This is a genomic window from Sphingomonas sp. QA11 (assembly GCF_028473665.1).
Classification (GTDB): Bacteria; Pseudomonadota; Alphaproteobacteria; order Sphingomonadales; family Sphingomonadaceae; genus Sphingomonas; species Sphingomonas phytovorans.
In genome coordinates this window covers 1,809,787-1,834,855 of record NZ_CP098774.1, presented here as the reverse complement: position 1 = coordinate 1,834,855, position 25,069 = coordinate 1,809,787, and the positions used below count along the sequence as shown (strand labels likewise).

General features: G+C 64.2%; 25 protein-coding genes and 1 tRNA gene. 23 read left to right on the top strand and 3 right to left on the bottom strand.

The window, feature by feature from the left end; translation table 11 throughout:
- The first annotated feature begins 120 nt into the window (after positions 1–120).
- The 16 genes from NDN01_RS08375 to NDN01_RS08300 all read left to right on the top strand — a co-directional run bounded on the left by NDN01_RS08375 (position 121) and on the right by NDN01_RS08300 (position 16,130).
- The gene (locus tag NDN01_RS08375) at positions 121–867 is read left to right on the top strand and encodes a phosphatidylserine decarboxylase (protein WP_272626886.1); all 747 of its coding nucleotides are present in this window, start codon (positions 121–123) and stop codon (positions 865–867) included.
- Between the two features lie 28 nt (positions 868–895).
- The gene (gene pssA, locus NDN01_RS08370) at positions 896–1,723 is read left to right on the top strand and encodes a CDP-diacylglycerol--serine O-phosphatidyltransferase (protein WP_272626885.1); all 828 of its coding nucleotides are present in this window, start codon (positions 896–898) and stop codon (positions 1,721–1,723) included.
- A 400-nt stretch (positions 1,724–2,123) separates the two neighbouring features.
- Complete coding sequence (gene rpsB / locus NDN01_RS08365; RefSeq protein WP_272626884.1) at positions 2,124–2,999, top strand: 30S ribosomal protein S2; 876 nt, start codon at positions 2,124–2,126, stop codon at positions 2,997–2,999.
- Positions 3,000–3,085: 86 nt separating this feature from the next.
- Entirely contained in the window at positions 3,086–4,006 is a 921-nt protein-coding gene (tsf, locus tag NDN01_RS08360) for a translation elongation factor Ts (protein ID WP_272626883.1), read from the top strand.
- A gap of 206 nt (positions 4,007–4,212) precedes the next feature.
- On the top strand, positions 4,213–4,956 hold the full coding sequence (gene pyrH / locus NDN01_RS08355) for a UMP kinase (protein WP_272628107.1): 744 nt from the start codon (positions 4,213–4,215) through the stop codon (positions 4,954–4,956).
- On the top strand, positions 4,943–5,500 hold the full coding sequence (gene frr, locus NDN01_RS08350) for a ribosome recycling factor (RefSeq protein WP_272626882.1): 558 nt from the start codon (positions 4,943–4,945) through the stop codon (positions 5,498–5,500). The genes pyrH and frr overlap by 14 nt, the downstream gene beginning before the upstream one ends.
- A gap of 14 nt (positions 5,501–5,514) precedes the next feature.
- Positions 5,515–6,237 carry an isoprenyl transferase gene (locus NDN01_RS08345; protein WP_272628105.1) on the top strand — a complete coding sequence of 241 codons (723 nt, stop codon included), beginning with the start codon at positions 5,515–5,517 and terminating at the stop codon, positions 6,235–6,237.
- Positions 6,234–7,028 carry a phosphatidate cytidylyltransferase gene (locus tag NDN01_RS08340; RefSeq protein WP_272626881.1) on the top strand — a complete coding sequence of 265 codons (795 nt, stop codon included), beginning with the start codon at positions 6,234–6,236 and terminating at the stop codon, positions 7,026–7,028. Before NDN01_RS08345 ends, NDN01_RS08340 begins: the two co-directional genes overlap by 4 nt.
- Entirely contained in the window at positions 7,025–8,182 is a 1,158-nt protein-coding gene (locus NDN01_RS08335; RefSeq protein ID WP_272626880.1) for a 1-deoxy-D-xylulose-5-phosphate reductoisomerase, read from the top strand. The genes NDN01_RS08340 and NDN01_RS08335 overlap by 4 nt, the downstream gene beginning before the upstream one ends.
- Entirely contained in the window at positions 8,179–9,312 is a 1,134-nt protein-coding gene (gene rseP / locus NDN01_RS08330; protein ID WP_272626879.1) for an RIP metalloprotease RseP, read from the top strand. The genes NDN01_RS08335 and rseP overlap by 4 nt, the downstream gene beginning before the upstream one ends.
- 62 nt (positions 9,313–9,374) lie before the next feature.
- Positions 9,375–12,176 (top strand): outer membrane protein assembly factor BamA, encoded by a 2,802-nt coding sequence (gene bamA, locus NDN01_RS08325; RefSeq protein ID WP_443025212.1) that lies wholly within the window; start codon positions 9,375–9,377, stop codon positions 12,174–12,176.
- A complete protein-coding gene (locus tag NDN01_RS08320) occupies positions 12,176–12,868 on the top strand; it encodes an OmpH family outer membrane protein (protein WP_272626877.1) in 693 nt (230 codons plus the stop codon). Before bamA ends, NDN01_RS08320 begins: the two co-directional genes overlap by 1 nt.
- A gap of 50 nt (positions 12,869–12,918) precedes the next feature.
- Positions 12,919–13,341 carry a 3-hydroxyacyl-ACP dehydratase FabZ gene (fabZ, locus tag NDN01_RS08315; RefSeq protein WP_443025239.1) on the top strand — a complete coding sequence of 141 codons (423 nt, stop codon included), beginning with the start codon at positions 12,919–12,921 and terminating at the stop codon, positions 13,339–13,341.
- A gap of 96 nt (positions 13,342–13,437) precedes the next feature.
- On the top strand, positions 13,438–13,668 hold the full coding sequence (rpmE, locus tag NDN01_RS08310) for a 50S ribosomal protein L31 (RefSeq protein ID WP_272626875.1): 231 nt from the start codon (positions 13,438–13,440) through the stop codon (positions 13,666–13,668).
- An 80-nt stretch (positions 13,669–13,748) separates the two neighbouring features.
- The gene (locus NDN01_RS08305; RefSeq protein ID WP_272626874.1) at positions 13,749–14,087 is read left to right on the top strand and encodes a PilZ domain-containing protein; all 339 of its coding nucleotides are present in this window, start codon (positions 13,749–13,751) and stop codon (positions 14,085–14,087) included.
- A 267-nt stretch (positions 14,088–14,354) separates the two neighbouring features.
- Positions 14,355–16,130 (top strand): hypothetical protein, encoded by a 1,776-nt coding sequence (locus tag NDN01_RS08300; protein ID WP_272626873.1) that lies wholly within the window; start codon positions 14,355–14,357, stop codon positions 16,128–16,130.
- Between the two features lie 69 nt (positions 16,131–16,199).
- Here the strand turns inward: NDN01_RS08300 and NDN01_RS08295 are convergent.
- Positions 16,200–16,289 (bottom strand) — tRNA-Ser (locus NDN01_RS08295).
- 124 nt (positions 16,290–16,413) lie between these two features.
- Between NDN01_RS08295 and NDN01_RS08290 the strand changes: the two genes are divergently transcribed.
- The 5 genes from NDN01_RS08290 (at position 16,414) to NDN01_RS08270 (ending at position 21,154) form a co-directional block, all read left to right on the top strand.
- Positions 16,414–17,433: a lytic murein transglycosylase gene (locus tag NDN01_RS08290; RefSeq protein ID WP_272628103.1), complete on the top strand. Its 1,020-nt coding sequence runs from the start codon at positions 16,414–16,416 to the stop codon at positions 17,431–17,433.
- Between the two features lie 70 nt (positions 17,434–17,503).
- Positions 17,504–18,355, top strand: coding sequence for an SPOR domain-containing protein (locus NDN01_RS08285; RefSeq protein WP_272626872.1), 852 nt, complete (start codon positions 17,504–17,506; stop codon positions 18,353–18,355).
- Positions 18,356–18,381: 26 nt separating this feature from the next.
- Positions 18,382–19,551 carry a D-alanyl-D-alanine carboxypeptidase family protein gene (locus NDN01_RS08280; RefSeq protein ID WP_272626871.1) on the top strand — a complete coding sequence of 390 codons (1,170 nt, stop codon included), beginning with the start codon at positions 18,382–18,384 and terminating at the stop codon, positions 19,549–19,551.
- Positions 19,548–20,177, top strand: coding sequence for a dTMP kinase (gene tmk, locus NDN01_RS08275; protein WP_272626870.1), 630 nt, complete (start codon positions 19,548–19,550; stop codon positions 20,175–20,177). The genes NDN01_RS08280 and tmk overlap by 4 nt, the downstream gene beginning before the upstream one ends.
- A complete protein-coding gene (locus NDN01_RS08270; protein ID WP_272626869.1) occupies positions 20,174–21,154 on the top strand; it encodes an AAA family ATPase in 981 nt (326 codons plus the stop codon). Before tmk ends, NDN01_RS08270 begins: the two co-directional genes overlap by 4 nt.
- Positions 21,155–21,485: 331 nt before the next feature.
- Here the strand turns inward: NDN01_RS08270 and NDN01_RS08265 are convergent, their stop codons facing one another.
- Both NDN01_RS08265 and NDN01_RS08260 read right to left on the bottom strand, forming a co-directional pair.
- A complete protein-coding gene (locus tag NDN01_RS08265) occupies positions 21,486–22,328 on the bottom strand; it encodes a hypothetical protein (RefSeq protein WP_272626868.1) in 843 nt (280 codons plus the stop codon).
- 207 nt (positions 22,329–22,535) lie between these two features.
- Positions 22,536–22,868: a GFA family protein gene (locus tag NDN01_RS08260; protein WP_272626867.1), complete on the bottom strand. Its 333-nt coding sequence runs from the start codon at positions 22,866–22,868 to the stop codon at positions 22,536–22,538.
- 157 nt (positions 22,869–23,025) lie between these two features.
- Between NDN01_RS08260 and NDN01_RS08255 the strand changes: the two genes are divergently transcribed.
- Entirely contained in the window at positions 23,026–23,718 is a 693-nt protein-coding gene (locus tag NDN01_RS08255; RefSeq protein ID WP_272626866.1) for a response regulator transcription factor, read from the top strand.
- A 1-nt stretch (position 23,719) separates the two neighbouring features.
- Positions 23,720–25,054: a HAMP domain-containing sensor histidine kinase gene (locus NDN01_RS08250; RefSeq protein ID WP_272626865.1), complete on the top strand. Its 1,335-nt coding sequence runs from the start codon at positions 23,720–23,722 to the stop codon at positions 25,052–25,054.
- The last annotated feature ends 15 nt before the right edge of the window (positions 25,055–25,069 follow it).

Below are 25,069 nucleotides of genomic sequence, written 5' to 3'. Positions count from 1 at the left end.
GCGCGGATCAACATCGTCGTGGCGACCTTCTCTCCCGGATGCCCGTGGATTGCCTCGTCGATCCTCCTCAACCCCTCGCCGGTCATTGTCTTGGGATCGCGCAGGAGATAGACCGGGCCGATGGCTTCATCAGACACGCCGCCGTCGGGCACCCCCGCGATTAAATGGCGCTTTCCCGACATGCACCCCGAGGGGCGCAAATATGTTCTCGTCTCGGGCGCTGTCACGCTCGTGGCGCTCTCGTGGTTCGGCTGGTTCGTTGCGTGGCCGCTGGTCGGCCTGACTGTCTGGGTGGCGGCGTTCTTCCGCGATCCGGTGCGCGTCACGCCACAAGGGGAGGGGCTGGTCATTGCTCCCGCCGACGGGCTGATCACGATGATCCAGCGTATGCCGGTGCCACGCGAGCTGGCCGGCGAGAACGGCTTGGGCGATGCGCCACTGATCCGCGTCTCGATCTTCATGTCGGTGTTCGACGTGCACATCAACCGTACGCCGATCGCCGGCACGATTCGCCAGGTCGTCTATATCTCCGGCAAATTCCTCAATGCCGATCTGGACAAGGCGAGCGAGGAGAATGAGCGCCAGCATATCGTCGTCGAGGGGCGTCCGGACTCAAACGGAAACACGCGCCGCATCGGCTTCACCCAGATCGCCGGCCTTGTCGCGCGGCGGATCGTCGGTTTCGTAAAGCCAGGCGATATGGTTGCGACCGGCCAGCGCGTTGGCCTGATCCGCTTCGGCAGCCGGGTGGACGTCTATCTTCCCGACGATATTGCCCCACAGGTCTCACTCGGCCAGCGTAGCGTCGCGGGTGAGACCGTTCTTGGACGGCCCGGCGTGAGCGCGGCGACCGGTATTGCCCAATGACCTGCTTCCAGATGGCGAGCGACTCCTTGTGAGGCGCCCGCTCCAGAGACGGTCGCCCCGCGGTCTGCCGCTTCGCGCGGTCGCCCCCAATGCAGTCACGGCCCTGGCGCTGTGCTTCGGCCTGACCGGCATCCGTTTCGCCATCTCCGCCCAGTGGGAGACCGCGGTGACGATGATCATGATCGCCGGTGTCCTCGACGGGCTGGACGGCAGCGTCGCCCGGCTGGTGCGCGGCGAGAGCCGGTTTGGCGCCGAACTCGATTCTCTGTCCGACGCCATTTCGTTCGGGGTGTCGCCGGCGCTGATCGTGTACCTTTGGTCGCTGAAGGATATTCCGCGCCTCGGATGGTTGGTCGCCCTGGTGTTCGCGGTATTCTGTGCGCTGCGCCTCGCCCGCTTCAACGCCAATATCGACGTGACCGAGCAGCCGCATAAATCGGCCGGGTTCCTGACCGGCATCCCGGCGCCCGCCGGTGCGGGGCTGGCGATGCTGCCGATCTATCTGTCCTTCTGGAACGATCAGCCGTTGCTTCGCTCGCCCTGGCTGGTCGCGCCCTGGGTCGCGGTCATCGCCATGCTGATGGTCTCGAGTATCGCGACGTATAGCTGGTCGTCGCTCAGGCTTCGCAACAACATAAGGTTCGAGGCGATCGCAATCGTCGTGCTGCTCGGCGCGGCGCTGATTTCGGCACCCTGGCACACGCTGACGGCCGTCTGCATTGCCTATCTTGGGTCGATGCCGTTCAGCGTCACTGCCTATCGGCGGGTCAGGCGGCTGCGCGGAACGCCCGCGACCGAGCCGCAATTGCCGCTGCCGGCACCGGACGAACCCGGGCGCGAAGCTGGCGGTCGCTGAGAGTCAGCATCGGGGCGATCACATGGGCCGGATCAGCCTCGCCGCGGAGCAACGCCACGATTCGGGGCAATGCCGGAACGAGCGTGAACGCGAACACCCACGCCGCCGCAGCAAAGGCGCCAGCGAAAACCACCATGCCGAGAACTGCCATCATTGCCCAACTCCCTGATTGCGTGGGCAGAAACCGAAGCCGGAGAACCGCGGAGCCTTGCGTTCCGTTCCATGTCCCTGTTGCGGTCACTGTATGTTCTCTTGATGTTCCCATTGTCAATGCTTGATTTCCAACAGAGGCTCAGCTAGAGGCCGCGCCTTCACACCGCATGGGAAGCACACATCGCCGGTGTCCGGAGCAATCCGGATTACTCGCTTCCCAGAGGCACAACCGGAAAGGAACTACCTTATGGCGGCACCTGTCGTCACCATGCAGCAATTGCTCGAAACGGGCGCGCACTTCGGCCACCAGACCCACCGCTGGAACCCGAAGATGAAGCCCTACATCTTTGGCGACCGCAACGGCGTCCATATCCTCGATCTCTCGCAGACCGTGCCGCTGTTCGCGCGCGCGCTCGAATTCGTGAACGCTTCGGTCGCGGCAGGCGGCAAGGTGCTGTTCGTCGGCACCAAGCGCCAGGCGCAGGAGCCCGTCGCCGACGCGGCCCGCCGTTCGGGCCAGCATTTTGTCAACCATCGCTGGCTGGGCGGCATGCTCACCAACTGGAAGACCATCTCCAACTCGATCAAGCGCCTCAAGACGCTCGAAGAGCAGCTTTCGGGCGACACGCACGGCCTGACCAAGAAGGAAGTGCTTCAGCTCACCCGCGAGAAGGACAAGCTCGAGCTTTCGCTCGGCGGCATCCGCGACATGGGCGGTATCCCGGACGTGATGTTCGTGATCGACGCCAACAAGGAGGAGCTGGCGATCAAGGAAGCCAACACCCTCGGCATTCCCGTCGTCGCGATCCTCGATTCGAACGTGTCGCCGGACGGCATCGCCTTCCCGGTGCCCGCCAATGACGACGCCAGCCGCGCCATCCGCCTGTATTGCGAGGCGATCGCTATCGCAGCGACCCGTGGTGGCCATGAGCAGATGGCGCGTCGCGTCGATGTCGGTTCGATGGAGGCTCCGCCCGTCGAGGAAGCGCTGACCGTCGAGCCGGCGCTTGCCGCCGCGCCGGTCGAAGCGATCGACTTCACGCCCGCTGCGGCACCCGAAGCCGTCGCTCCGGCGGCCGACGAGACCGTTGCAGCCGAGGAAGAGCGCCAGCTCGACGCCTGAGCGTCGCCGAACTGACATACGGACGGGGTAGGGCGCAGGCCTTTCCCCGTCCGCAACCATATCCGAAGCACAAGAGGACAAGAGACATGGCCGAGATCACGGCAGCAGCAGTGAAGGATCTGCGCGAGAAGAGCGGCGCGGGCATGATGGACTGCAAGAAGGCGCTGACGGAAAACAACGGCGACATGACCGCCGCGATGGACTGGCTGCGCACCAAGGGCCTCGCCGCCGCCGCCAAGAAATCGAGCCGCACCGCGGCCGAAGGCCTGGTCGGCATCGAAGTGTCCGGCACCAAGGGCGCTGCGGTCGAAGTCAATTCCGAGACCGACTTCGTCTCCAGGAACATCCAGTTCCAGACGTTTGTCCGCGACGTGACCTCGGTCGCGCTCGAGCTGGGCGATTCGATCGAGACGATCAAGGCTGCGCAACTCGGGGAAAAGACCGTCGAGGAAATTCTGACCAACAACATCGCGACGATCGGCGAGAATCAGACGATCCGTCGCGCCAAGCGCCTTGAAGTGACGTCGGGCGCGGTCGTTCCCTATGTCCACAACGCCGCCGCTGCCGGCCTCGGCAAGATCGGCGTGCTGGTTGCGCTCGAGAGCGAAGCCGGTGCCGACGTTCTCGAACCATTGGGCAAGCAGATCGCGATGCACATCGCCGCTGCCTTCCCGCTGGCGCTGAACGAGGACGGTCTCGACCCCGAGATCATCGAGCGCGAGCGCGCGATCGCGACCGAGAAGGCCGCCGAATCGGGCAAGCCGGCAGACATCGTCGCCAAGATGGTGGAAGGGTCGATCGCGAAGTACCGCAAGGAAAACGCGCTGGTCAGCCAGCTGCTGGTGATGGACGGCAAGACCAAGATCTCCGATGTCGTCGCCAATGCCGCCAAGGCGGCTGGCAAGCCGATCGAGCTGAAGGACTATGTCCGCTTCCAGCTCGGCGAGGGCATCGAGAAGGAAGTCAGCGATTTCGCGGCTGAAGTCGCGGCGGCCGCCGGCGTCTGATCGCTTCGATACCGAATATGGGGGGCGAGGTCCGGCATTGCCGGCCTCGCCCTTCTTATATGTTGTTATTTAAATAGCTGTGATATAACGATTTCGACTGGACGGTGCATCGGTTCTGCACCGTTCGCGAGTGGTATCATCGCTTGGCATCGCGCTGGCGCGCTACTAAGGTTCGCGCCGCCCCGGCCCTCAGCATGTTGGAACTTGTGACAATACCGCGCTTCAAACGCATTTTGCTGAAATTGTCTGGCGAGGTCCTGATGGGTCCGAACCAGTTCGGTATCGACCCGGCGACCGTCGACCGTGTCGCGGGCGAGATCAAGGCAGCCAAGGAGGCCGGGCATGAATTGTGCCTGGTCGTCGGCGGCGGCAATATCTTTCGGGGGCTCGCGGCGGCGGCCAAGGGCTTCGATCGCACCAGCGCAGATTATATGGGCATGCTGGCGACCGTGATGAACGCGCTGGCGGTGCAGAACGCGCTGGAAAAGATCGGCGTGCAGACCCGCGTCCAGTCAGCGATCCCGATGGCGAGCGTGTGCGAGCCCTATATCCGCCGACGCGCGGAGCGCCATATCGAGAAGGGCCGGATCGTTATCTTCGCCGCCGGCACCGGCAATCCGTTCTTCACCACCGATACCGCAGCCGCGCTTCGCGCCGCCGAGATGAACTGCAATGCGCTGTTCAAGGGCACCAGCGTCGACGGCGTCTACAATGCCGATCCCAAGATCGTGCCGACGGCCACCCGTTATGAGAGCCTGAGCTTCGGCCGGGTACTTGCCGACAATCTCAAGGTGATGGATGCCGCCGCCGTGGCATTGTGCCGCGAGAACAATATTCCGATCGTCGTCTTCAACATTCGCGGCGGAGGCAATCTCGCCGCCGTCCTGCGGGGCGAGGGGACGTCGACGATCGTCAGAAACGAAGAGGAGGAAGCCAATGGCCGCCTATGACAAGGTCGATCTCGAACGCCGCATGGCCGGCAGCGTCGACGCGCTGAAGCACGATCTCGGGGGCTTGCGCACCGGCCGCGCCTCGACCTCGTTGCTCGATCCCGTGACCGTCGAGGTCTATGGCTCGCACATGCCGCTTAACACCATCGCGACCGTGTCGGCACCGGAGCCGCGCATGCTGTCAGTACAGGTGTGGGACAAGTCGAACGTCGGCCCGGCCGACAAGGCGATTCGCTCGGCCGGGCTCGGCCTGAACCCGATCGTCGATGGCACGACGCTGCGCCTTCCTATCCCGGATCTGACCGAGGAACGCCGCAAGGAACTGGCCAAGCTCGCCGGCCAATATGCCGAGAAGGCACGCATCGCCGCGCGCAACGTGCGCCGCGACGGCATGGACAATCTGAAGGCGGACGAGAAAAAGGGCGTCTTCTCCGAAGACGAGCGCAAACGGCACGAGACCGAGGTGCAGAAGCTGACCGACAGCACGATCGCCGATATCGACGCAGCCGCTGCGGCCAAGGAAAAGGAAATCCTGGGCAAGTGAGCTCGTCGCCCGCCATGGCACCGATCCCGGCGGGAGGCGCGGGGTTGCCGCGCCACGTCGCGATCATCATGGACGGCAATGGCCGCTGGGCGAAGAAGCGGCACCTGCCACGCGTCGCCGGGCATCGCCAAGGCGTCGAGGCGGTACGCCGGGTGTCCCGCGCGGCGCGCGCGATGGGAATCGAGGCGCTGACGCTCTACGCCTTCTCGTCCGAAAACTGGCGCAGGCCCGAGGATGAGGTCAGCGACCTGATGGGTCTGTTGCGGTTGTTCATCCGCACCGACCTGGACGAGATGGTGCGCGAGAATGTGCAACTGCGCGTAATCGGCGATTATCGCCGCTTCTCGCCGGATCTGGTCACGCTGGTTGAAGATGCGATCGCGCGGACAGCGGCCAATACCGGCCCGATCCTGGTGATCGCGCTAAACTATGGCGCGCAGGCAGAGATCGCCGCGGCGGCTCGGCGGCTTGCCGAAAAGGCGCGCGATGGCACGCTTGATCCGTTGACGATCGACACGGCGGCGATCGAGGCTGAACTCGACACCAGCGACCTGCCGCCGCTCGACCTGCTGATCCGCACCTCTGGCGAGATCCGCTTGTCGAACTTCCTGCTTTGGCAGGCGGCCTATGCCGAGTTGCTGTTCGTCGACACCTTATGGCCTGATTTCGATGCGACCACCCTGGCCGACGCAGTGGCGGCGTTCGGCAATCGCCAGCGTCGTTTCGGAGGCTTGTGAACACTACATCACCGACCAAGCGACCGTCCGACCTGGCGCTCCGTACGGTCGTCGGCCTCGGCTTGGTCGCGGTCGCCGTCACCGCCTTGTGGTTCGGCGATGCGATATTCTGGGTATTGTGTTCAGTACTCGGCATTTTCATGATGGGCGAATGGGCCGATCTAGACGGTGCGACGGCATCGCAGAAGCGACTGGCCCAATTTGCCTTGTCCGTGCCGCTGGCGATCATGGCGCCGATGGCCGCGGGGCCTGACTTCTTTGCGTTGGGGCTGATTGCGGCAGCGGCGTTCTTCATCGTTATCGTCCAGCGTCGCCCGGCCCTTGCTCTGGGGGCGGTTTATGTCGGGTTGCCCATCCTCGCGCTGTTGCTGATCCGCCGGCAGGAAGAGGGCATCGTCTTTACTTTCTGGGCGCTTGCTCTGGTGTGGGTCTGCGACATTGGTGCCTATTTCAGCGGTCGCACGATCGGCGGGCCCAAGCTGGCGCCTATGATCAGTCCTAACAAGACATGGGCAGGCTTGGCCGGGGGCGTCCTGCTGGCTGGTGCGTTTGGCGCGGCAATGCATGTATTTTATGGACTGCCCTGGCGGTTGACGCTTGCTACACCGGTGCTGGCGGTACTGGCGCAGGGCGGAGACCTGTTCGAAAGCTGGCTGAAACGGCGGGCGGGGGTAAAGGACAGCGGAAACCTCCTGCCCGGGCATGGCGGCGTGCTCGATCGTCTCGACGGACTGGTGCCCGTCGCGCCGGTCGCCGCGCTGCTCGTCATTCTGCCGAGATTCTATTCATGAAGACAGTTACCATCCTTGGCGCGACCGGATCGGTCGGCAGTTCCACGCTCGACCTGATCGAGCGGGAGCCAGATCGTTTCGAGGTGTTCGCGCTTACGGCTCATCGCGATGTCGCGAAGCTGGCCGCCGCGGCGATCCGCACCCGTGCCCGGGTGGCGGTGATAGCCGACGAGACCTGCCTTCCGGCGCTGCGAGAGGCATTGGCGGGTACCAATATCCACTGCGCGGGCGGTCCCGAAGAAGTCTGCCGGACCGCCGATCTCGGCGCCGACTGGACGATGGCGGCGATCGTCGGCTGTGCCGGTCTAGAGCCGGTCATGGCGGCGGTGGAGCAGGGCGGTACCGTGGTGCTTGCCAACAAGGAGCCCCTGGTATCGGCAGGTGACGTGATTCTGGCCGCGGCCGCACATCACGGCGCGACCCTGTTGCCGGCGGACTCCGAACATAACGCGATCTTCCAGTGCTTCGATGCGGCGCAGGCTGGCCGCGTTCGCCGTATCATTCTCACGGCGAGCGGCGGGCCGTTCCGTGAATGGACGACGGATCAGATGCGTGGCGTCACACCCGAACAGGCGGTGGCACATCCCAACTGGTCGATGGGCGCCAAGATATCGATCGATTCCGCGACGATGATGAACAAGGGTCTCGAACTGATCGAGGCGGCGCGGCTGTTTCCGATACCGACCGACCGGATCGAGATCATCCTGCACCGGCAATCGGTGATCCATTCGATGGTCGAATATATCGACGGATCGACTCTTGCCCAGCTTGGGCCGCCCGATATGCGCACGCCGATCGCGCATTGCCTTGCCTGGCCAGACAGGATGGAAACGCCGATGGCGCCGCTGGACCTGGTCTCGATCGGCCGACTCGATTTCGAGGCGCCGGATCCCGTGCGATTCCCCGCGCTCGCGCTGGCGCGCCATGCACTCGACGCGGGCGGCGCCAAGCCGGCGATCCTCAATGCAGCCAACGAGATTGCGGTTGCGGCGTTCCTGGCGCGCCAGATCGGCTTCCTCGAAATTGCCGCAATCGTCGCCGATACCCTTGATCGCTACGATCCGCCCGCCCCCGATACGCTTGATGACGTCCTGATGGTGGACACGGAAGCGCGAAGGCTCGCGGGCGAGCGTGTAAAGGACTGCGTCGCTTGATCACTAGCCCCGGCCTGTTGCTGACCATTCTGGCCTTTGCGCTCGTCATCGGGCCGCTCGTGTTCCTTCATGAGATGGGCCACTACCTTGCCGGTCGCCTGTTCGGCGTGAAGGTCGAGGCTTTCTCGATCGGCTTTGGTCGCGAGATTTTCGGTGTGACCGACAGGCGCGGTACGCGCTGGAAATTCGGCTGGCTCCCGCTTGGGGGCTATGTGCGCTTTGCCGGTGACATGAACCCGGCGAGCGTGCCCGATGCCGACTGGTTGATGTTGCCGCCGGAAGAGCGGGCGCGGACCTTTCCTTCCAAGCCGGTATGGCAGCGCGCGATCATCGTCGCGGCCGGGCCAGTCACCAATTTCGTGATCGCCATCCTTATCCTTGCCGGGTTCGCGGTCGCTTATGGCGAGAGCCGTACGCCGACCGTCGCCGGCGCCATCGCTGCCGACAGCGCCGCGGCCAAGGCCGGACTGCAGGCAGGCGATCGCGTCGTCGCGTTAAGCGGGCGCTCTGTCGAAACCTTCGACGACATGGTCCGCTATGTGCGGATTCGCGCTGGCGAGCGGGTGAGAATCGATTTCACGCGCGGCGCCACGCCGATGTCGCGCGACGCGGTGGTCGGAACCGACGTGGAGCGCGACCGGTTCGGCAACGAATATCGTGTCGGCCGACTGGGTATCGCCAGCGCACGCCCGGTCCTGGTGACCGTAAGCCTGATCGAGGCGCCCGCAGTCGCCGTGCGCCAGACCGGCGAGATCGTCAGCATGATGGTCGAGACGCTCGGACAGGTCATCACGGGACGCCGCTCGGTCAAGGAACTGGGCGGGCCGCTGAGCATCGCCAAAGTGTCCGGCGAGCAATTGACCCTCGGCGCGCCGGCCTTTGTCTGGTTGATAGCGCTGGTGTCGATTAATCTGGGATTCATCAACCTCTTGCCAGTTCCTATGCTGGATGGCGGTCACTTGTTCTTCTACGCGATCGAAGCGGTTCGGCGTAAGCCGGTCGGACCCGAAGTGCAGGAATGGGCGTTTCGCGGCGGCCTTGCGGCATTGCTTGCCCTGATGCTGCTGGTGACGTTCAATGATCTGGGTTCGTTCGGCCTGTGGAACAATTTGGCCGGGTTGATCGGCTGACGTGGTTGAGGCAGGGCTAGCGGATAGGCGGCCCGCATATTTTCTCCGACTGGGGTGGGATAGTGACAGCGATCAAGGTTACATCATTCGGCGCCCGCGCCACCGTCGTGCTTCTTACGGGCACGATGTTGTCGGGCGTGCCGATGGCCGCGAGCGCCCAGGCGGCCGCGGGCCAGGCTGCACCAGCCCGCGGTAGAGCTGCACCAGCTGCACCAGCTCAGGGACAGGCGGCACCGGCCGCAGCAGCTCCCGCTCAGCCTGATTCAGTTCCGGTGGCTCCCCCCGTGACCCGGACGATCAAGTCGTTGCGAGTCGAAGGATCGCAGCGCATCGAATCCGATACCGTGCTTTCCTATACCAAGCTCCGCGTCGGCACGTCCTTCACCAACGAGACGCTCGATCAGGCGATCAAAGATCTCTACGCCAGCGATCTGTTCGCCGACGTGTCGATCAGCGGTGCCGAATCGGGCGAGATCGTGCTGCGCATCCGGGAAAATCCGGTGATCAACCGGGTACTGCTCGAGGGCAACAAGCGGCTGAAGGAAGACAAGATCAAGAAGGAGATCAAGCTCGCGCCGCGGCAGATCTTCACGCGCACCGCCGTCCGTCAGGATGTTGGCCGCATCGTTGAACTCTATCGTCGCCAGGGCCGCTTCGCCGCGGTTGTCGAGCCGAAGATGGTCGCGCTCGACCAGAATCGCGTCGACGTCGTGTTTGAGATCACCGAGGGCCCGAAATCGAAGGTCCGCCAGATCAACATCCTCGGCAACGAAGTGTTCTCCGACAGCAAGCTGCGCGGCGAGATGGCGACCAAGCAGGCACGCCTCAGCACGCTCCTGAGCTCGAACACGAGCTACGATCAGGATCGCATGGCCTATGACCAGCAGAAGATGCGTCAGTTCTACCTGACCAACGGTTATGCCGACTTCAGGGTCACGTCAGCGGTCGCCGAACTGACTCCGGACAAGAAGGACTTCATCATCACTTATGTGGTCGAGGAAGGTCCTCGCTACAAATTTGGTGAGGTGTCGGTCGACAGCGATATCCGCGACTTCGACAACAAGCGCCTTGCCGCCACGCTGCCGATGAAGAAGGGCGAGTGGTACAATGCGAAGCAGGTCGAGGATTCGGTCGACAGCCTGAGCGAGTCGACCGGCCTGTTCGGCTATGCCTTCACCGAGGTGAACCCGGAGTTCAACCGCGACAAAGAAACGCTGACGATGGGGATCAACTTCCACATCGCGGCGGCCCAGCGCTCCTATGTCGAGCGGATCGAGATCAACGGCAACACCCAGACCCAGGACAAGGTGATCCGGCGCGAGATCCGCCTGTCAGAGGGCGACGCGTTCAACAGCTTCCAGCTCAAGCGTTCGCAGGATCGTATCAACTCGCTCGGTTTCTTCCAGGAGAAGTTCGAGATCAAGAAAACGCAGGGATCGGCGCCCGACCGTGTCGTCCTGGCGGCGAACGTGGAAGAGAAGTCTACGGGTGAGCTGTCGCTTTCCGCGGGCTATTCGAGCCTTGAGAAGTTCATCATCCAGGCCTCGATCCGCCAGCGAAACTTCCGCGGCAAGGGGCAGGAGTTGCGTGCCAGCGTCAACTATTCAAGCTATTCGAAATCGGTCGAGGTCGGCTTCACCGAGCCCTATCTGTTCGACAAGAATATCGCGATCGGCGGTGACATCTTCCGCCGCGATTACAACGCGTTCAACTATGTCGGCGATCAGCGCCAGACGACCTACACCCAGGTTTCGACCGGCTTCCAGATTCGCGCGGGCCTGCCGCTGACCGAATATTGGTCGCTGTCGGGTCGCTATGGCGTGTCCTACGATCAGGTCGGGCTCGACAAGTCGACCTATTATACCGGTGGCGTTTGCGATCGGTTGCTGGCAGGGCGGTATCTCTGCGACGCGATCGGCAACCGCGTTACGTCGTCGGTCGGTTTCTCGCTGATCAACGACAGCCTCAACAGCCGCTTGCGGCCAAGTGCGGGAAAGCGACTGGTCTTCAGCGCCGATTTCGCCGGGCTCGGCGGTGACGTGAAATATGTCCGCACGCGCTTCGAGGGCGCGAAATACTGGGGGCTTGGCAGCGGCTTCATCCTCTCGGCGAATGCCGAGGGCGGGTACATCAAGTCGCTCGAGAAGAGTCGTGGAGAGGGCATCGACAGTGTTCGCATCACCGACCGCTTCTATCTCGGCGAACCCGATTTCCGCGGCTTCGATATCCGCGGCGTCGGCCCACGAGTTCAGCGCATCAATTATGTCACGGACCAGACAACCGGCAACCAGACGCTGCAGACGGACCGTACGCAGTTCGTCGATGACGCCCTGGGTGGCCGGGCTTATTATCTGGGCCGGCTTGAGATGGAGATTCCGCTCGGTGCGGGTGCGCGCGAGATGGGCCTGCGTCCGTCGATCTACATCCAGGCCGGTGCGTTGTTCGGCATCACCCGGCCGCTGCCGACAGCGACCTTCCCGGTCTTCGTCGATCCGTTCACAGGCAAGAAGACGGTGCTGCCGCTGGAGACGCAGCTGTTTAACAACGGCAACCCGCTATACACCGTTCCGACGACCGACGCAGATCATGCCGGCTTCACCACGACCTGCAAAGTCGGCTATTCCGCGACGCTGGGGGGCACTGATTGCGCCGGCACATCGGTAAACGCTCCCGCTCTCCGGACGGTGCAGCCGTTTCTCGAACGTTTCGGTGGTGATTCCGCCAAGCCCCGGCTGTCGGTCGGAGCGGGCGTCAACTGGAACTCGCCGTTCGGGCCGCTTCGTATCGACGTTGCTTATGCTTTGCTCAAAGACCCGAGCGACGATACCAAGCTCGTTACATTCAACGTAGGGACACAATTCTGATGAAGACGTACAAGAAGGTTCTGCTTGCCACGGCGCTTGTCGTGCCGGGCTTCGTGTTCGGCGTGGCGGGGGCCCAGGCACAGACCGTTGCGATGCTCGATCCCGATGCCGCCATGCAGAATTCGAAGGTCTGGACCACCACCTGGACGACGATCGATACCACCTACAAGGCACAGATCGATCAGGCGAAGGCGCGTAACGAAGCGATCAATGCCGAGATCCAGCCGCTGCTGAAGGCGCTCGATGCCAATGGCGACGGCCAGCTTTCGCAGGAAGAGATCCAGCGCGCCCGCGACAGCAAGCGGCCGGAACTCGCCCAGATCGAGCAGAAGCAGACAGCCGGTCAGGCTGAACTCGGCCGCATATTGCAACCCGTCACTCGCGCACGCCTGTATTTGCAGGAGCAGGTCGGTTCCAAGATCGCCGACGCCGTGACCAGCGTGGTCAAGACCCGCAAGGTCGGCCTCATCGTGAAGCCGGAAGCAGTGCTGATGCTCGGCGATGCCACTGCCGATATCACGCCGGCCGTGAGCGCCGAGATCGATCGCACGCTGACCAGCGTCGCCGTGCCGCCGCCTGTCGCATGGCAGCCGAAGCCGCAGCAGGGTCAACAGGCTCAGGGCGCACCCGCAGCGCCTGCACCGGCGGCTCCTGCCGGACGCCCCGCAACGACACCGCCGAAGGGCCGGTGACCGAGGCGGTCGCGACGGGGGCGCTCGGCCCGCTCGATATCGGGCGGGTCATGGCGGCGCTCCCCCATCGTTACCCGATGCTGCTGGTCGATCGTGTCGAGGAATTGATCCTCGACCGGTCGATCGCGGCGATCAAGGCGGTGACGATCAACGAGAGCTTCTTTCAGGGCCATTTCCCCGGGCGCCCGATCATGCCGGGCGTGCTGATCGTCGAGGCGATGGCGCAGGCTGCGGGAATCCTGGCGGTCGAATCGCTTGGTCTCGCCGGCTCCGGCAAGCTCGTCTACTTCATGTCGATCGACGAGGTGAAGTTCCGCAAGCCGGTCGAGCCCGGCGTATTGCTGCGCCTTGAGGTCGAGATCGTGCAGAAGAGCGCCCGCGCCACCAAATTCGCTGGACGTACGACGATCGACGGCAAGCTCGCCGCCGAAGCGAAGTTCATGGCGATGATCACCGATCCGCCCAAGGCCTGATACAAACCACCCATAGGTTGCACTCGGCGCGGCCCTCTGTTAGGGGCCGCGCCTTCGCTGCTGGTCGGAAACCAGTGGCTTTCCGGAGAATTCGACGTGAGAAAAGATATTCATCCCGATTATCACACCATCAAGGTGCAGATGACCGACGGAACCCAGTTCGAGACCCGCTCGACCTGGGGCAAGGAAGGCGATTTGATGACGCTCGACATCGATCCGCTCGCGCATCCGGCATGGACCGGCGGCCGCGGCACGATGCTTGATTCGGGTGGCCAGGTTGCGCGCTTCAACAAGCGCTTTGGCGGACTGACACTCAACAAGAAGTAAGATGGCACGCGCCGTCGTTAATGGCGCGTTAGCTATCGAGGACTAGGCTTTCCCTCGTCGCACAATGCGAGAGGGAAGCCATGTTCGCCGCAGAATTCGAACCAGCCATGAGCAACGGACGCCGGCGTAGCCCGCGCGCGCCAGTGTCGCTCGATGCGCGCATCGGGCGCGGCGGCTTCGATCGTGCTCTGTGCAAGGTGACCGACGTGTCGCTTCACGGCGCGCGGCTTCATACCTATTCAAGCCTGCGCAAGGGCTCGATGATCTGGCTGACCCTGCCGAGGCTCGGTCAGGTGGCTGCTACGATCATGTGGGCGGATGATTTCGAGGCTGGCTGCCAGTTCCAGCATCCGCTCGACGACGGCGATTTTGCGACGCTGGTCGATCATGGAATGCAGCCACAACCTCGCGCTGCCTGAGCGCTTCCAGCGAACCCACGCAACCCCGGGGCATTTGGCAACCGGCACATGAGTGTCGCCATGAACATCGAATGGACCGGCCGTAGTGCGGACCGATTCTCGATAAGTTTAGCGGTTATCGACCAGTTCGAATTGGACCTCAATCAGACCGCGACCGACTCCAGGCAGTGGGAATGTGCCGCGCGTGCAAAGTTGAGGCAGCGAGCTCGAAATGATACCATGAACTAACGTCTCGTTGGCACCCCCTCTCGACCAAGGGTTGCTGGAATGCACAAGCTGTTGAAAAGCATCATACTCGCCGGAATTGGGGGCATTCTCACCAGCTTCTCGCCTGGGCTTGCGTTCTCTCCTGCAGCCCTGGCGATGCTTGATCCTAGCCAGCTTGCCTCCTCGCTTTGCGGCGGCAAGGCGATGGCGTCCGCGTTGAAACGCGAACTGATGTTGGCCAGCGCGGTCACTGGACCTGCTGGATCGGCTTCCAGTCCAATACCGCTCTATCCCGATCTCTCAGTCTCCGGTTTACTGGTCTCGACGTCGAGCGAGCAGGCGCGGCGCTATTTCAATCAGGGGTTGTTACTCACTTATGGCTTCAACCACGCCGGCGCGGTTCGCTCGTTCCGCGCGGCACAACGGCTCGATCCCGGCTGCGCGATGTGCTGGTGGGGAGAAGCGCTCGCTCTGGGTCCCAACATCAACGCCCCAATGGACGATCGTGATCGTCACACCGCTCTGACGGCGATGGATCGCGCACGGGTGCTGGGCACGAATACCTCGTCGCTCGAGCAGGTGCTGATCGAGGCGATCTCGCGTCGTTACTCCCGCGACGCGAAGAGCAATCGTGCCGTTCTCGATGCTGCCTATGCCGATGCGATGCTCGATGCGGTCCATCATTTTCCCAGGGATGACAATGTTGCGGTGCTCGCAGCCGAAGCTGTGATGAATACCAGTCCCTGGAATTATTGGCGGCTGGACAAACGTACGCCGGTGGGGCGGAGCGGCGAGGCGGTCCGGCTGATCGAGACGGTACTCGCCCGCAACCCCGCCAGTCTCCAGGCCGCGCATCTCTACATCCATCTCATGGAGAACAGCGCTGACCCGCGCCGTGCCGAAGCTGCGGCCGATCGGCTCGCGCGGCCGCTTGCTCCGAGCGCTGGCCATCTGGTTCATATGCCCGGGCATATATATCAACTGGTGGGGCGCTATTCGGATTCGATCCGTGTCAATATCGCAGCCGCGCGATCCGACGAAGCTTTCATCCGCGACACCAATGATCAAAGCCTCGTCCGCTACGGCTATTATCCCCATAACATCCACTTCATCGTGACCTCGGCACAACTGGCGGGCGACATGCGAACAGCGATCGCCGAGGCACGACGCCTGCAGAAAGTCCTCGATCCCGAGACTTCCGCCCGGATCGCGTGGATACAGGCGATCGATGCCGCGCCCTTTCTGGCAATGGCGCAGTTCGCCAAGCCGGAAGCGATACTGGCGATGCCCGCTCCCGACCCGCGACTCCCCTATGCTGCGGCGATGCGGCTGTACGCTCGCGCTGTCGCCAAAGCGCAGCGGCGCGACAGCGCAGGTGTCGAGCGCGAGCTTGCTACTCTTGCGAAGCTTCGGACGTCCAAGGCATTTGCGGGCATGATCGAGCAGGGCGTGCCCGCGCCGGAGCTTCTCTCACTCGCCGAAACAGTCGCACGTGGTCGCCTTGCCTATGCGGAGAAACGCTATGACAGGGCCATAGACCTCTATCGCGAAGCCATCGCGCTTGAGGCGAAGATCCCATATCAGGAGCCGCCTTACTGGTATTACCCGGTGAATCAGTCTCTCGGCGCAGCCCTTTACCAGGCGGGGCTCTATGATGAGGCCAGCCAGGCCTTTCGTGCGGCCCTTGCGCAGACGCCCAGAAATGGCTGGGCGCTTTATGGTCTCGTCGAAAGCGAGAAGGCGCAAGGGCATATGCTTGAAGCTGCTGCAGCACGGCAGGCGCTCCAGCGTGCGTGGCAGGGCGATCGGGCGTGGCTCCGGATGGAACGGCTGTAGAAAAGTCGCCGATGATTGCTCACGCGATGGCGCATGCTGGGACTATGCGTGCAGCAGCACGGCGGCATGTGGCGGAGAGGGTGGGATTCGAACCCACGGTGAGCTTGCACCCACGGCGGTTTTCAAGACCGCTGCCTTAAACCACTCGGCCACCTCTCCGCTGGGAATGCGCTTAGTGCGTGAGCGCTGTTTTGTGCAAGGGCCACGACTATAAGGGGTTCATGTCGCGCGGGGCCTGTGGCAGAGTCCGGCCATGCGGGATTTCTCCACATGGTTGAGCAGGATGGCGGGCGGAGTATTGGCCGCGATCCTGTGTTTCGGGGCGAGCGGTCCGGCGGTCGCGCAGGATGAAGCCGGCTTCCAGGCCTATTTGCGTACGCTTCGCGGCCAGGCCGAGGCACGGGGCGTCAGCCGCGCGACGCTCGATGCGGTGATGCCGGGACTGACACTCAATACCCGTGTAATCGAGCTCGACCGGGCTCAGCCCGGCGCTGCCAACAATCCGTCGGCGGTTCCGAATTTCGCGCCGTACAAGGCGCAGCATGTCGACACCGCGCGGATCACGCGCGGGCGGCAGGCCTATCTCGCCCAGCGCGGGCGGCTGGCGCGGATCGAGCGCGAGACTGGCGTGCCTGAATCGATCATGGTCGCGATCTGGGGACATGAGACCAATTACGGCAAGGTAATGGGCGGGTTCGATCTGCCCCGCGCGCTCGCCACGCTCGCTTATGAAGGGCGGCGGCGCGAGCTGTTCGCGGACGAGTTCATCTCGGCGTTGCTGATGGTCGACCGGGGCGTGCCGCTCTCGCAGTTGAAGGGCAGCTGGGCAGGTGCCACCGGCGGGCCGCAGTTCCTGCCGTCAATCTATCTGCGTCTCGCGCGTGACGGGGACGGGGACGGGCGGATCGACATCTGGACGAGCGAGGCGGATACGCTTGCTTCGATCGGCAACTATTTCGCCAATGCCGGCTGGCGGCCGGGGCAACCCTGGGGTCTGGCGGTAAGCGTGCCGCCGGGTTTCGATCGCAACCAGATCGTCAATCGCACCGTTTCGCCCCGCTGCCCGAGAGTCTTCGCGCGGCACAGCGGCTGGAAGACGGTGGCGGAATGGCGCGCGATGGGGTTGGTGCCGGAGACGCGCAACTGGCCGGCAGACAATGTTCTGGCGACGCTGATGGAGCCGGACGGGCCGGGCAAGACCGCCTATCTGCTGACGGGCAACTACCGGGTGATCCTCGACTATAATTGCTCGAATTTCTATGCGCTTTCCGTGGGGTTGCTGGCCGATGCCGTTGAACGATAGTGGCACGGTCGCGCTGGCTTTCCTGCTCGTCGCATTCGGCGGCAGTGAGAGACATGCGGGAACGCCGTTCATGGCTGCGGCCCCTGCCGCCGCGCAACGCGCCAGGCCCACTCCGATGACGCCCGATTCTCCCCGAGTAGTGGTGCCGGCGTCGACACTCGACCAGGAAGCACCACCGGCGGATCTGCCGCAAAGCACCGGGCCGCGTGGGACGTCAGGGCAGGAACAGCGCTACGACACGGTCGGCTATGCCGGATCGTTCGATGGTGGTGGTGCGGCTGCCGGATCGGTCAGCGTCGCGCACGCGACATTGCCGATCGGTTCCTATGTCGAGCTGACCGCGCTCGATACCGGGCGGACGATCATCGCCTTGGTCGCGACACAGGGTTCGGGTGGCCGAATCGTCGATCTGTCGCCGGCAGCCGCGCAACAACTCGGCGTGGGCGAGGGTGCTCCAGTGCGTATCCGGCTGGTGACGCCGTCGCCCCAGGACCAAAATGCGCTGCGATCAGGCCACACCGCGTCGGCGAGAATGGACGCGCCGCCATCACTGCTGACGGCGCTGCGCCGGAAGCTGTCCGCTCGGGTGGCGCCAGTGCCGGTGCGCGCATCAGCTACTCCAGTGCCCGCCCGCCCGGCGCGCAGCGTTACACCACCCCCGGGCGCAGGCTATTCCCCGCCGCCATCGGAGCCCGCCAGGACAATGCCGAGCCGGTCCGGCTATCTCGTCCAGGTCGCTGCCTTCTCGACGCGCGAGCGCGCCCAGACCGCCGCCCGCCAGGTCGGCGGGCGTATCACCCCGGCCGGCACCCTGTTCCGAGTCCAGGTCGGTCCGTTCGCCGACGCAGCGAGCGCCAAGCGCGCACGTGACGAGGCCGCCCGGCACGGCTATGCCGATGCCCGCATCCTGCATATCGAGTAACCCCCTAGCGTCACGGACCTGTTGTCATGAAGAAACTGCTCGCCGCCTCCGCCCTCGCGATCGTGTTGGCCTGCCCCGGCGTCGCCGCCGCGCCCGATTTCCCGACGCCGGCACCCGTCGCGTTCCTGCAGGACCTTTCGACCGGAGCGATCCTCTACTCGAAGGAGCCGGATCGCCGCATGCCGCCGGCGTCGATGGCCAAGATGATGACTGTCTATGTGGCGTTCGACCTGATCAGGAGCGGCGAACTGAAGCTCGACAAACAGATCGAGGTCAGCCCCGACACATGGAAGAAATGGCACGGTCCCGCAGCGGGTTCGACCATGTTCCTCTCGCCCGGTGAGAAGGTGAGCGTCGAGAATCTGCTGAAGGGCATCGTCACCCTGTCGGGGAACGACGCCTGCGTCGTGCTGGCCGAGGGCATTTCGGGGACCGAGGAAGCCTTTGCCAATCTGATGAACCAGCGGGCGGCGAAGCTTGGCCTGACCAACAGCCATTTCGGCAATTCGAACGGCTGGCCCGACAATGGCGTGACCTATGTCACGGCGCGCGACCTGGCCAAGCTCGCGGCGGCGACAATCCAGGATCATCCGCAACTCTACAAGAAGTTCTACTCCCTCCCGAACTTCACCTGGGGCAAGACCCTGGGCGCGGGCGCGGACATCACCCAGGCCAATCGCGATCCGCTGCTCGGCCGCATCGCCGGTGCCGACGGGCTCAAGACCGGCCATACCGATGAGGCGGGCTATGGCTTCACCGGCTCTGCCCAGCAGAATGGCCGTCGCCTGGTGATGGTGATGGCCGGCCTGACCAGCTCGAACCAGCGGATCGAGGAATCGGTCAAGTTCATGAACTGGGGTTTCCGTGCCTGGCAGTCCAAGCCGCTCGTGACGAAGGGCCGCAAGGTCGAGACCGCCGAGGTGCAGCTCGGCGATTCGCGCACCGTCGGGCTGGTCGCGCCGACCAACCTGACCGCGACGCTGCCCGCAGGCGTCTCGCCCGATATCCAGCTGCGTGTGGTCTATGACGGCCCGATCAAGGCGCCGATCAAGGCCGGCCAGCATATCGCCGACCTGGTGGTGACGACGCCCGACATGCAGCCGCAGCGATTGCCGCTGGTCGCGGAGACCGATGTCGGCGAGGCGGGCTTCTTCGGCCGGGCCTGGGCGGGCCTCAAGAGCCTGTTCGGCGGGTGACGACCGGGCGCTTCATCTCGCTCGAGGGCGGGGAAGGGGCCGGCAAATCGACTCAGGCGAAGCGGCTGGCCGAGGCGCTGGGCGCACGCGGCATCGAGACGCTGGTGACTCGCGAGCCTGGCGGCAGCGAGGGCGCGGAGGCGATCCGCGCTCTGCTGATGCAAGGCGACGTCAAGCGCTGGAGCCCCCACAGCGAGGCGCTGTTGTTCGCGGCGGCGCGCGCCGACCATGTCGAGAAGCTGATCCGCCCGGCTGTCGGCGCCGGCACCTGGGTGATCTGCGACCGCTTCATCGACAGCTCGCGCGCCTATCAGGGCGTTGCGGGCGGGATCGATGATGCCGCCGTGCTGGCGCTCCACGCGTTCGGATCGCGCGGCCTTTTGCCCGATCGTACTTTCGTGCTCGAAGTGCCGCCCGAACAGGGCCGCGCCCGCGCCGAGGTGCGTGACGGCGTTGGGGCGGATCGCTTCGCGGCTCGGGGCGATGCCTTTCATGCCGACGTCGCCGCCGCGTTCCGGCGATTCGCCGAGCATGAGCCCGAACGGGTACGGCTGATCGACGCGTCGGGCGCGCCCGAGACGGTGACCGAAGCGCTGCTCGCCGATCTCGGCGACCTGCTACCATGACCTTGCCGGTCGGCAATGAAGCGGCGCACGCTGCCTTTGCGGCAGCGATGGCGAGCGGGGCGTTGCACCATGCCTGGCTGTTCGCCGGGCCCGAGGGTGTCGGCAAGGCGAGCTTCGCCCGAGCGGCGGCGCTTCGGCTTCTGGCCGAAGGCGCTTCGCCGGGCACGCTGCCACCAGGCTTCGACGTGCCGGAGGGCGACCGGACCCGATCGCTGGTCACCGCGGGATCGCATCCCGATTATCGCGAACTGGCACGCCAGCCCAAGGACGCCGACAAGCCGGGGCAGGATCTCGCGCGGAGCATCACGATCGCGCAGGTCAGGTCGCTCCAGCCGATGTTCGCGACCACGCCGTCAATGTCGTCGCGGCGCATGGTGCTGATCGACGCGATCGACGATCTGGAGCGGGGCGGGGCGAACGCCCTGCTCAAGAACCTGGAAGAACCGCCCGCCGGCACGATCTTCCTGCTGATCAGCCATGCCCCGGGTCGGTTGCTGCCGACGATCCGGTCGCGATGCCGGCTGCTGCGCTTCGACCCGCTCGACGATGTGGCGATGGCCGGCGTGCTCCGCCGCACGCTGCCCGAATGCGACGAGGCTGAGATCGCCGCACTGGTCAAGGCGGGACAGGGCGCGCCGGGCCGCGCGCTCGGCTTTGCCGGACTTGATCTGGCCAAGCTCGATGACGCCATGGCTGCGATCGCGCGCGATGGCGATCCCGGCAACGCGCGGCGCAGCAGGCTGGCCAAGATGCTCGCGCCCAAGGCGGCCCAGCCGCGCTACGAGGCATTTCTCGATCGCGCGCCCGCGTTCATTGCCTCAGTAGCGCCGTCCCGACAGGGACGGCGATTGCAGACGGCGCTCGACAGCTATGACGCGGCGCGCGCGCTGGCCGCGACCGCCCGGGGATTGTCGCTGGATTCGCAGGCGACGGTCTATGAAATGGCCGGGCTGGTGGCGAAGCTCGCCGAGGCATAGACCCGGGATTCCCTTCAACAGCGGCGCGTTTTCGCCTGTTGGGCCATTCAATTTTTTCTTCCGCTGTTATGGTGGATTTTTGGGCCAAAATCCCGGTGCCTTTTCAATCGGTTGGTGAGTGTTTTCCCTGTTATGGCATAACAGCGGAAAAACCGATGCGAACAGGACGGAAATACCGCCATTCGAGCGTGATCACGATCGAACCGGATCGTCCAATATCATCGTCATGTGAAAGAGCGGGACAGGAGCCGACCGGCCCTGTCCTGCGCCACGCTGCCGGTATCGGCGGCAATGTTGAATCATTCTCCCCGGCGTAGCGGGCGACACCGGATCAGAAGCGCCGGTGATCGCGTCCGTCGATCATGTCGCAGGTGCCGCGGAAACCGTAATTATAGGCCCCCTGCACAGTGATGCGCCCGCTGCGGCGATCGATCGTGATGCGCGGCTTGTTCAGGCCGTTCAGGCGATAGGTTGCCGTGATGATGTCCGGCCGCACCGAGACATCGTAAAGGTCCCACCAGCCGTCATTGCCGCGCGAGTTGATCGGCGGGATGAGCTTCTTCGGCAAGCGGACGCGCCCGCCATCGCTCCAGAGCTGGAACATGATCGAGGCGTCGAACTGCTGGGTCGTCAGTTCGGTGCGGTTGCCGAAATCGTAGCGATCGCGCCGATCGTTCCAGGACCAGCCATAGCGTGTCGCGAGCGCCGGCCGCTGTCCGTCGCCGAAACAGACCAGGCCGAGGTCGATGCGACGACCGGCGACCTGGAAACCATCCTCGCCGGGCTGAACATAATCCGGGCGGCCGGGCCTATCCGGCCGGGGACGATAGCCCGGATCGGGGCGGGAGCTTTGCTCCGGACGGTTTCCGCTGCCGGACTGGCGCTGACCGCAATCGGGCGCGGGCGTCGCAACGATCGAGTCGTATCGTCCGTTAACCGTCGCGATCGACACGCATTGCCGCTGCGCATCATTCCACCAATAGCTCCATTTTCGGTCGTCTCCGGTGGTGGTGCGGATGAAACGATACCCGCGCAATTGCAGCGCGCCTTCAGCCTGGCCTGCCCGAGCGCCGACCATATCCTCCAGCCCGGGCGCGGTCTGGGCGAAACCGGGCACGGCAAGCAGTCCGAGGCCGGTCAGTACCGGGCCTGTAATCCACAGGGGTGTTTTCACGGTGCTTTCTCCTCGAAGAATCACGGGTGACGGCTCCCTGCAAACTGCGTCGCTACAATCGCCCCTGCAAGTCGCCCTTTAAAAGCAACCTTATGGTTCGGTTGATCGCCGAGCTGATGCATCAGCCTGCTACAGCCCGAGGAAGACGCTCTGCAATGCTTCGTGCCGGCCGGCGGCAAGGAGGGAAAGCGCATGCCAGCCACGGACCTAATCCGTGTTGTCGACCTTCCTCACCTCGACGATCTTTTCGTCGAATGTGTCGAGCAAACGGGCGTTGATGCCCATTTTGCCGAAATCTTCCCCAAGGGTCTGCCAGTGAGTACCGCAGCCGCAGATTGGGCAGTGGTGAATGCCGATCATTCGATCGCCCCAGATATAGGCCGTCGTCTGGCCTGAAATCTTCACCTGTTCCGGCGGGAAGTAAGCCACACGCCATGCCAGCCGACGACAGAGGGAGCAATTACAGTCCGCCACCCATTCCGGCGGGCTTGGCAGCTCTATCCGCACGTTACCGCAGTGACAGCTTCCAAGAACGCTCATCACGACCCTTTACCGCGATTGTGGATTGTCCGCTATCGGCACGAGCGGACGCGCCGATTTGTCAACGCCGGATAGCGGTTCCCGTTACCGAGGTTGAGATCGGCCGCGCAAAGGATATGGGAGGCATTCACCGATTTCCCATTGAGGGCCGACAGAGATGCGACTTCTGGTCGTGGAGGACGATCCGCGCGCGGCGAAACAGCTTGTCGCCGACCTTGAAGAACTGGGCCATGAAGCGGTCGTGGCGGCTGACGGCCGGGCGGCGCTGGCCATTGCCACGGACGGCAGGTTCGAGGCGGTGCTGCTCGATATCATGCTGCCCTATGTCGATGGGGTGGAGGTCGCCAAGCTGCTACGCGACCGCGATATCGACGTGCCGATCATCATGCTCACCGCGCTCGCCGATCTGGAACAGCGGCTGATCGGGCTGGATGCCGGGGCTGACGATTATCTGGTCAAGCCGGCGGCACCGGCCGAGATCGACGCCCGGCTGCGCGCGATCGTCCGGCGGGCGGCCCGAACGAGCGATTCCGGCATCATGCGGGTCGGCGATATCGAGGTGAACGAGGTCAAATACCGCGCAACCCGGGCCGGCCGACTGCTCGTCCTGCCGAAGCTGGAATTCCAGGTGCTATGCGAGCTTGTCCGGAATGCCAACAGCATCGTCACCCGGCAGATGTTCTATCAGAATGTCTGGAAATATGATTTCGAGCCGACAACGAACATCATTGAATCCTACATCCGCCATCTCAGGCTCCATCTGAACCAGCCGGGCGAGCGAGACCCGATCGCCACCATCCGCGGAGTCGGATACATGATCACCGATCGGACGGACACGGGCGGGGACTGACATGCGGCCGAGATCCCTCCGCGCGATCATGACGGTCTATGTGGTCGTCTTCCTGGTCGCGCTGGTGGCGATTCGTACCGTCAACTACGCCATCGACAGTGCCGCCTTGCGAAAGGAGGTCGACCGCCGCCTGGCGAGCGAGGCGAGCGCGATCAGCGGTGGAGGGATTCCTCCTGGGGAGATGATCGAGCGGATCGCCGCCGCGCAACGCGAGCATGACACTGCCGACCTGTTCTACATGCTGGTCGACAGGGACGGCCGGCGAATCGGCGGCAATTTGCGCCTGAAACGCCTGCCGCCGATCGGCTATTCCAATTTCGGCGAGGACGCCCAGGTCGAAGGCGTGATGCATGGCCGCGCGCTGGCCCGAAAGGCCACCGATGGCACCACGCTGGTGGTCGTCTCCGACAACGACGTCGTCGAAAGCTTCGACAGCCTGCTGTTCCGCGTCCAACTGCTCGGACTCGGCATTACAGCCCTGATGCTGATCGGTGGTGCCGTCGGCATCATGACGGTGATCGGTGGGCGGATGAGGGCCATGCAACGCACCGTCGATGCGGTGATGGACGGGGACCTGAAAAGCCGGATCCCGCTGGACGGGACCCACAGCGAATTCGACCAGCAGGCCGCTGCCTTCAACAAGATGCTCGACCGGATCGACGACCTCATGGCGAACATCAAGCACGCTGCGAGGGACGTGACCCATGAGCTCAAAAGCCCGTTGGCCCGGCTACGTGCCCGCACCGCCGCCATTGCACGGCGTTCCGAGGGAGAGCCGATCGGCGCCGACATCGCCGATATCCTGGCGCAGACCGACCAGATCATCGACCTGTTCGGGAGCCTGTTGCGGTTGTGGGAGATAGAGGGCGGCCACCGGCGCGAGCGTTTTGCCGATGTCGATCTGGGCGACCTCGCGCGGGAGACTGGCGAGTCGCTAAGACTGGTCGCCGAGGAAGAAGGACGTCCGCTGCACCTCGATATCGCCGGCAGCCTGCCGGTGCGGGGGGATCCGAACCTGTTGCGCCAGATGCTCGTCAACCTGATCGAGAACGCCATCCGGCATACGCCGCGGGGTACCCGGATCATGGTGAGCACGGAGCGTCGCAGAAATTCGGTCGCGGTGATCGTCGCCGATGACGGGCCGGGCATTCCGGCGGCCGAGCATGACACGGTGATCCGACGCTTCGGACGGCTCGAAGCCGAGGGCAAGCCAGCGGGCCAGGGACTGGGCCTGACCCTGGTAGACGCGATCGCGCGACTGCATGACGGCACGCTCGTCCTGGAAGATGCAGCGCCGGGCCTGCGCGCCGTGGTCGCGCTGCCACTTCAGCGCTGAACAAAAAAAGGCCCG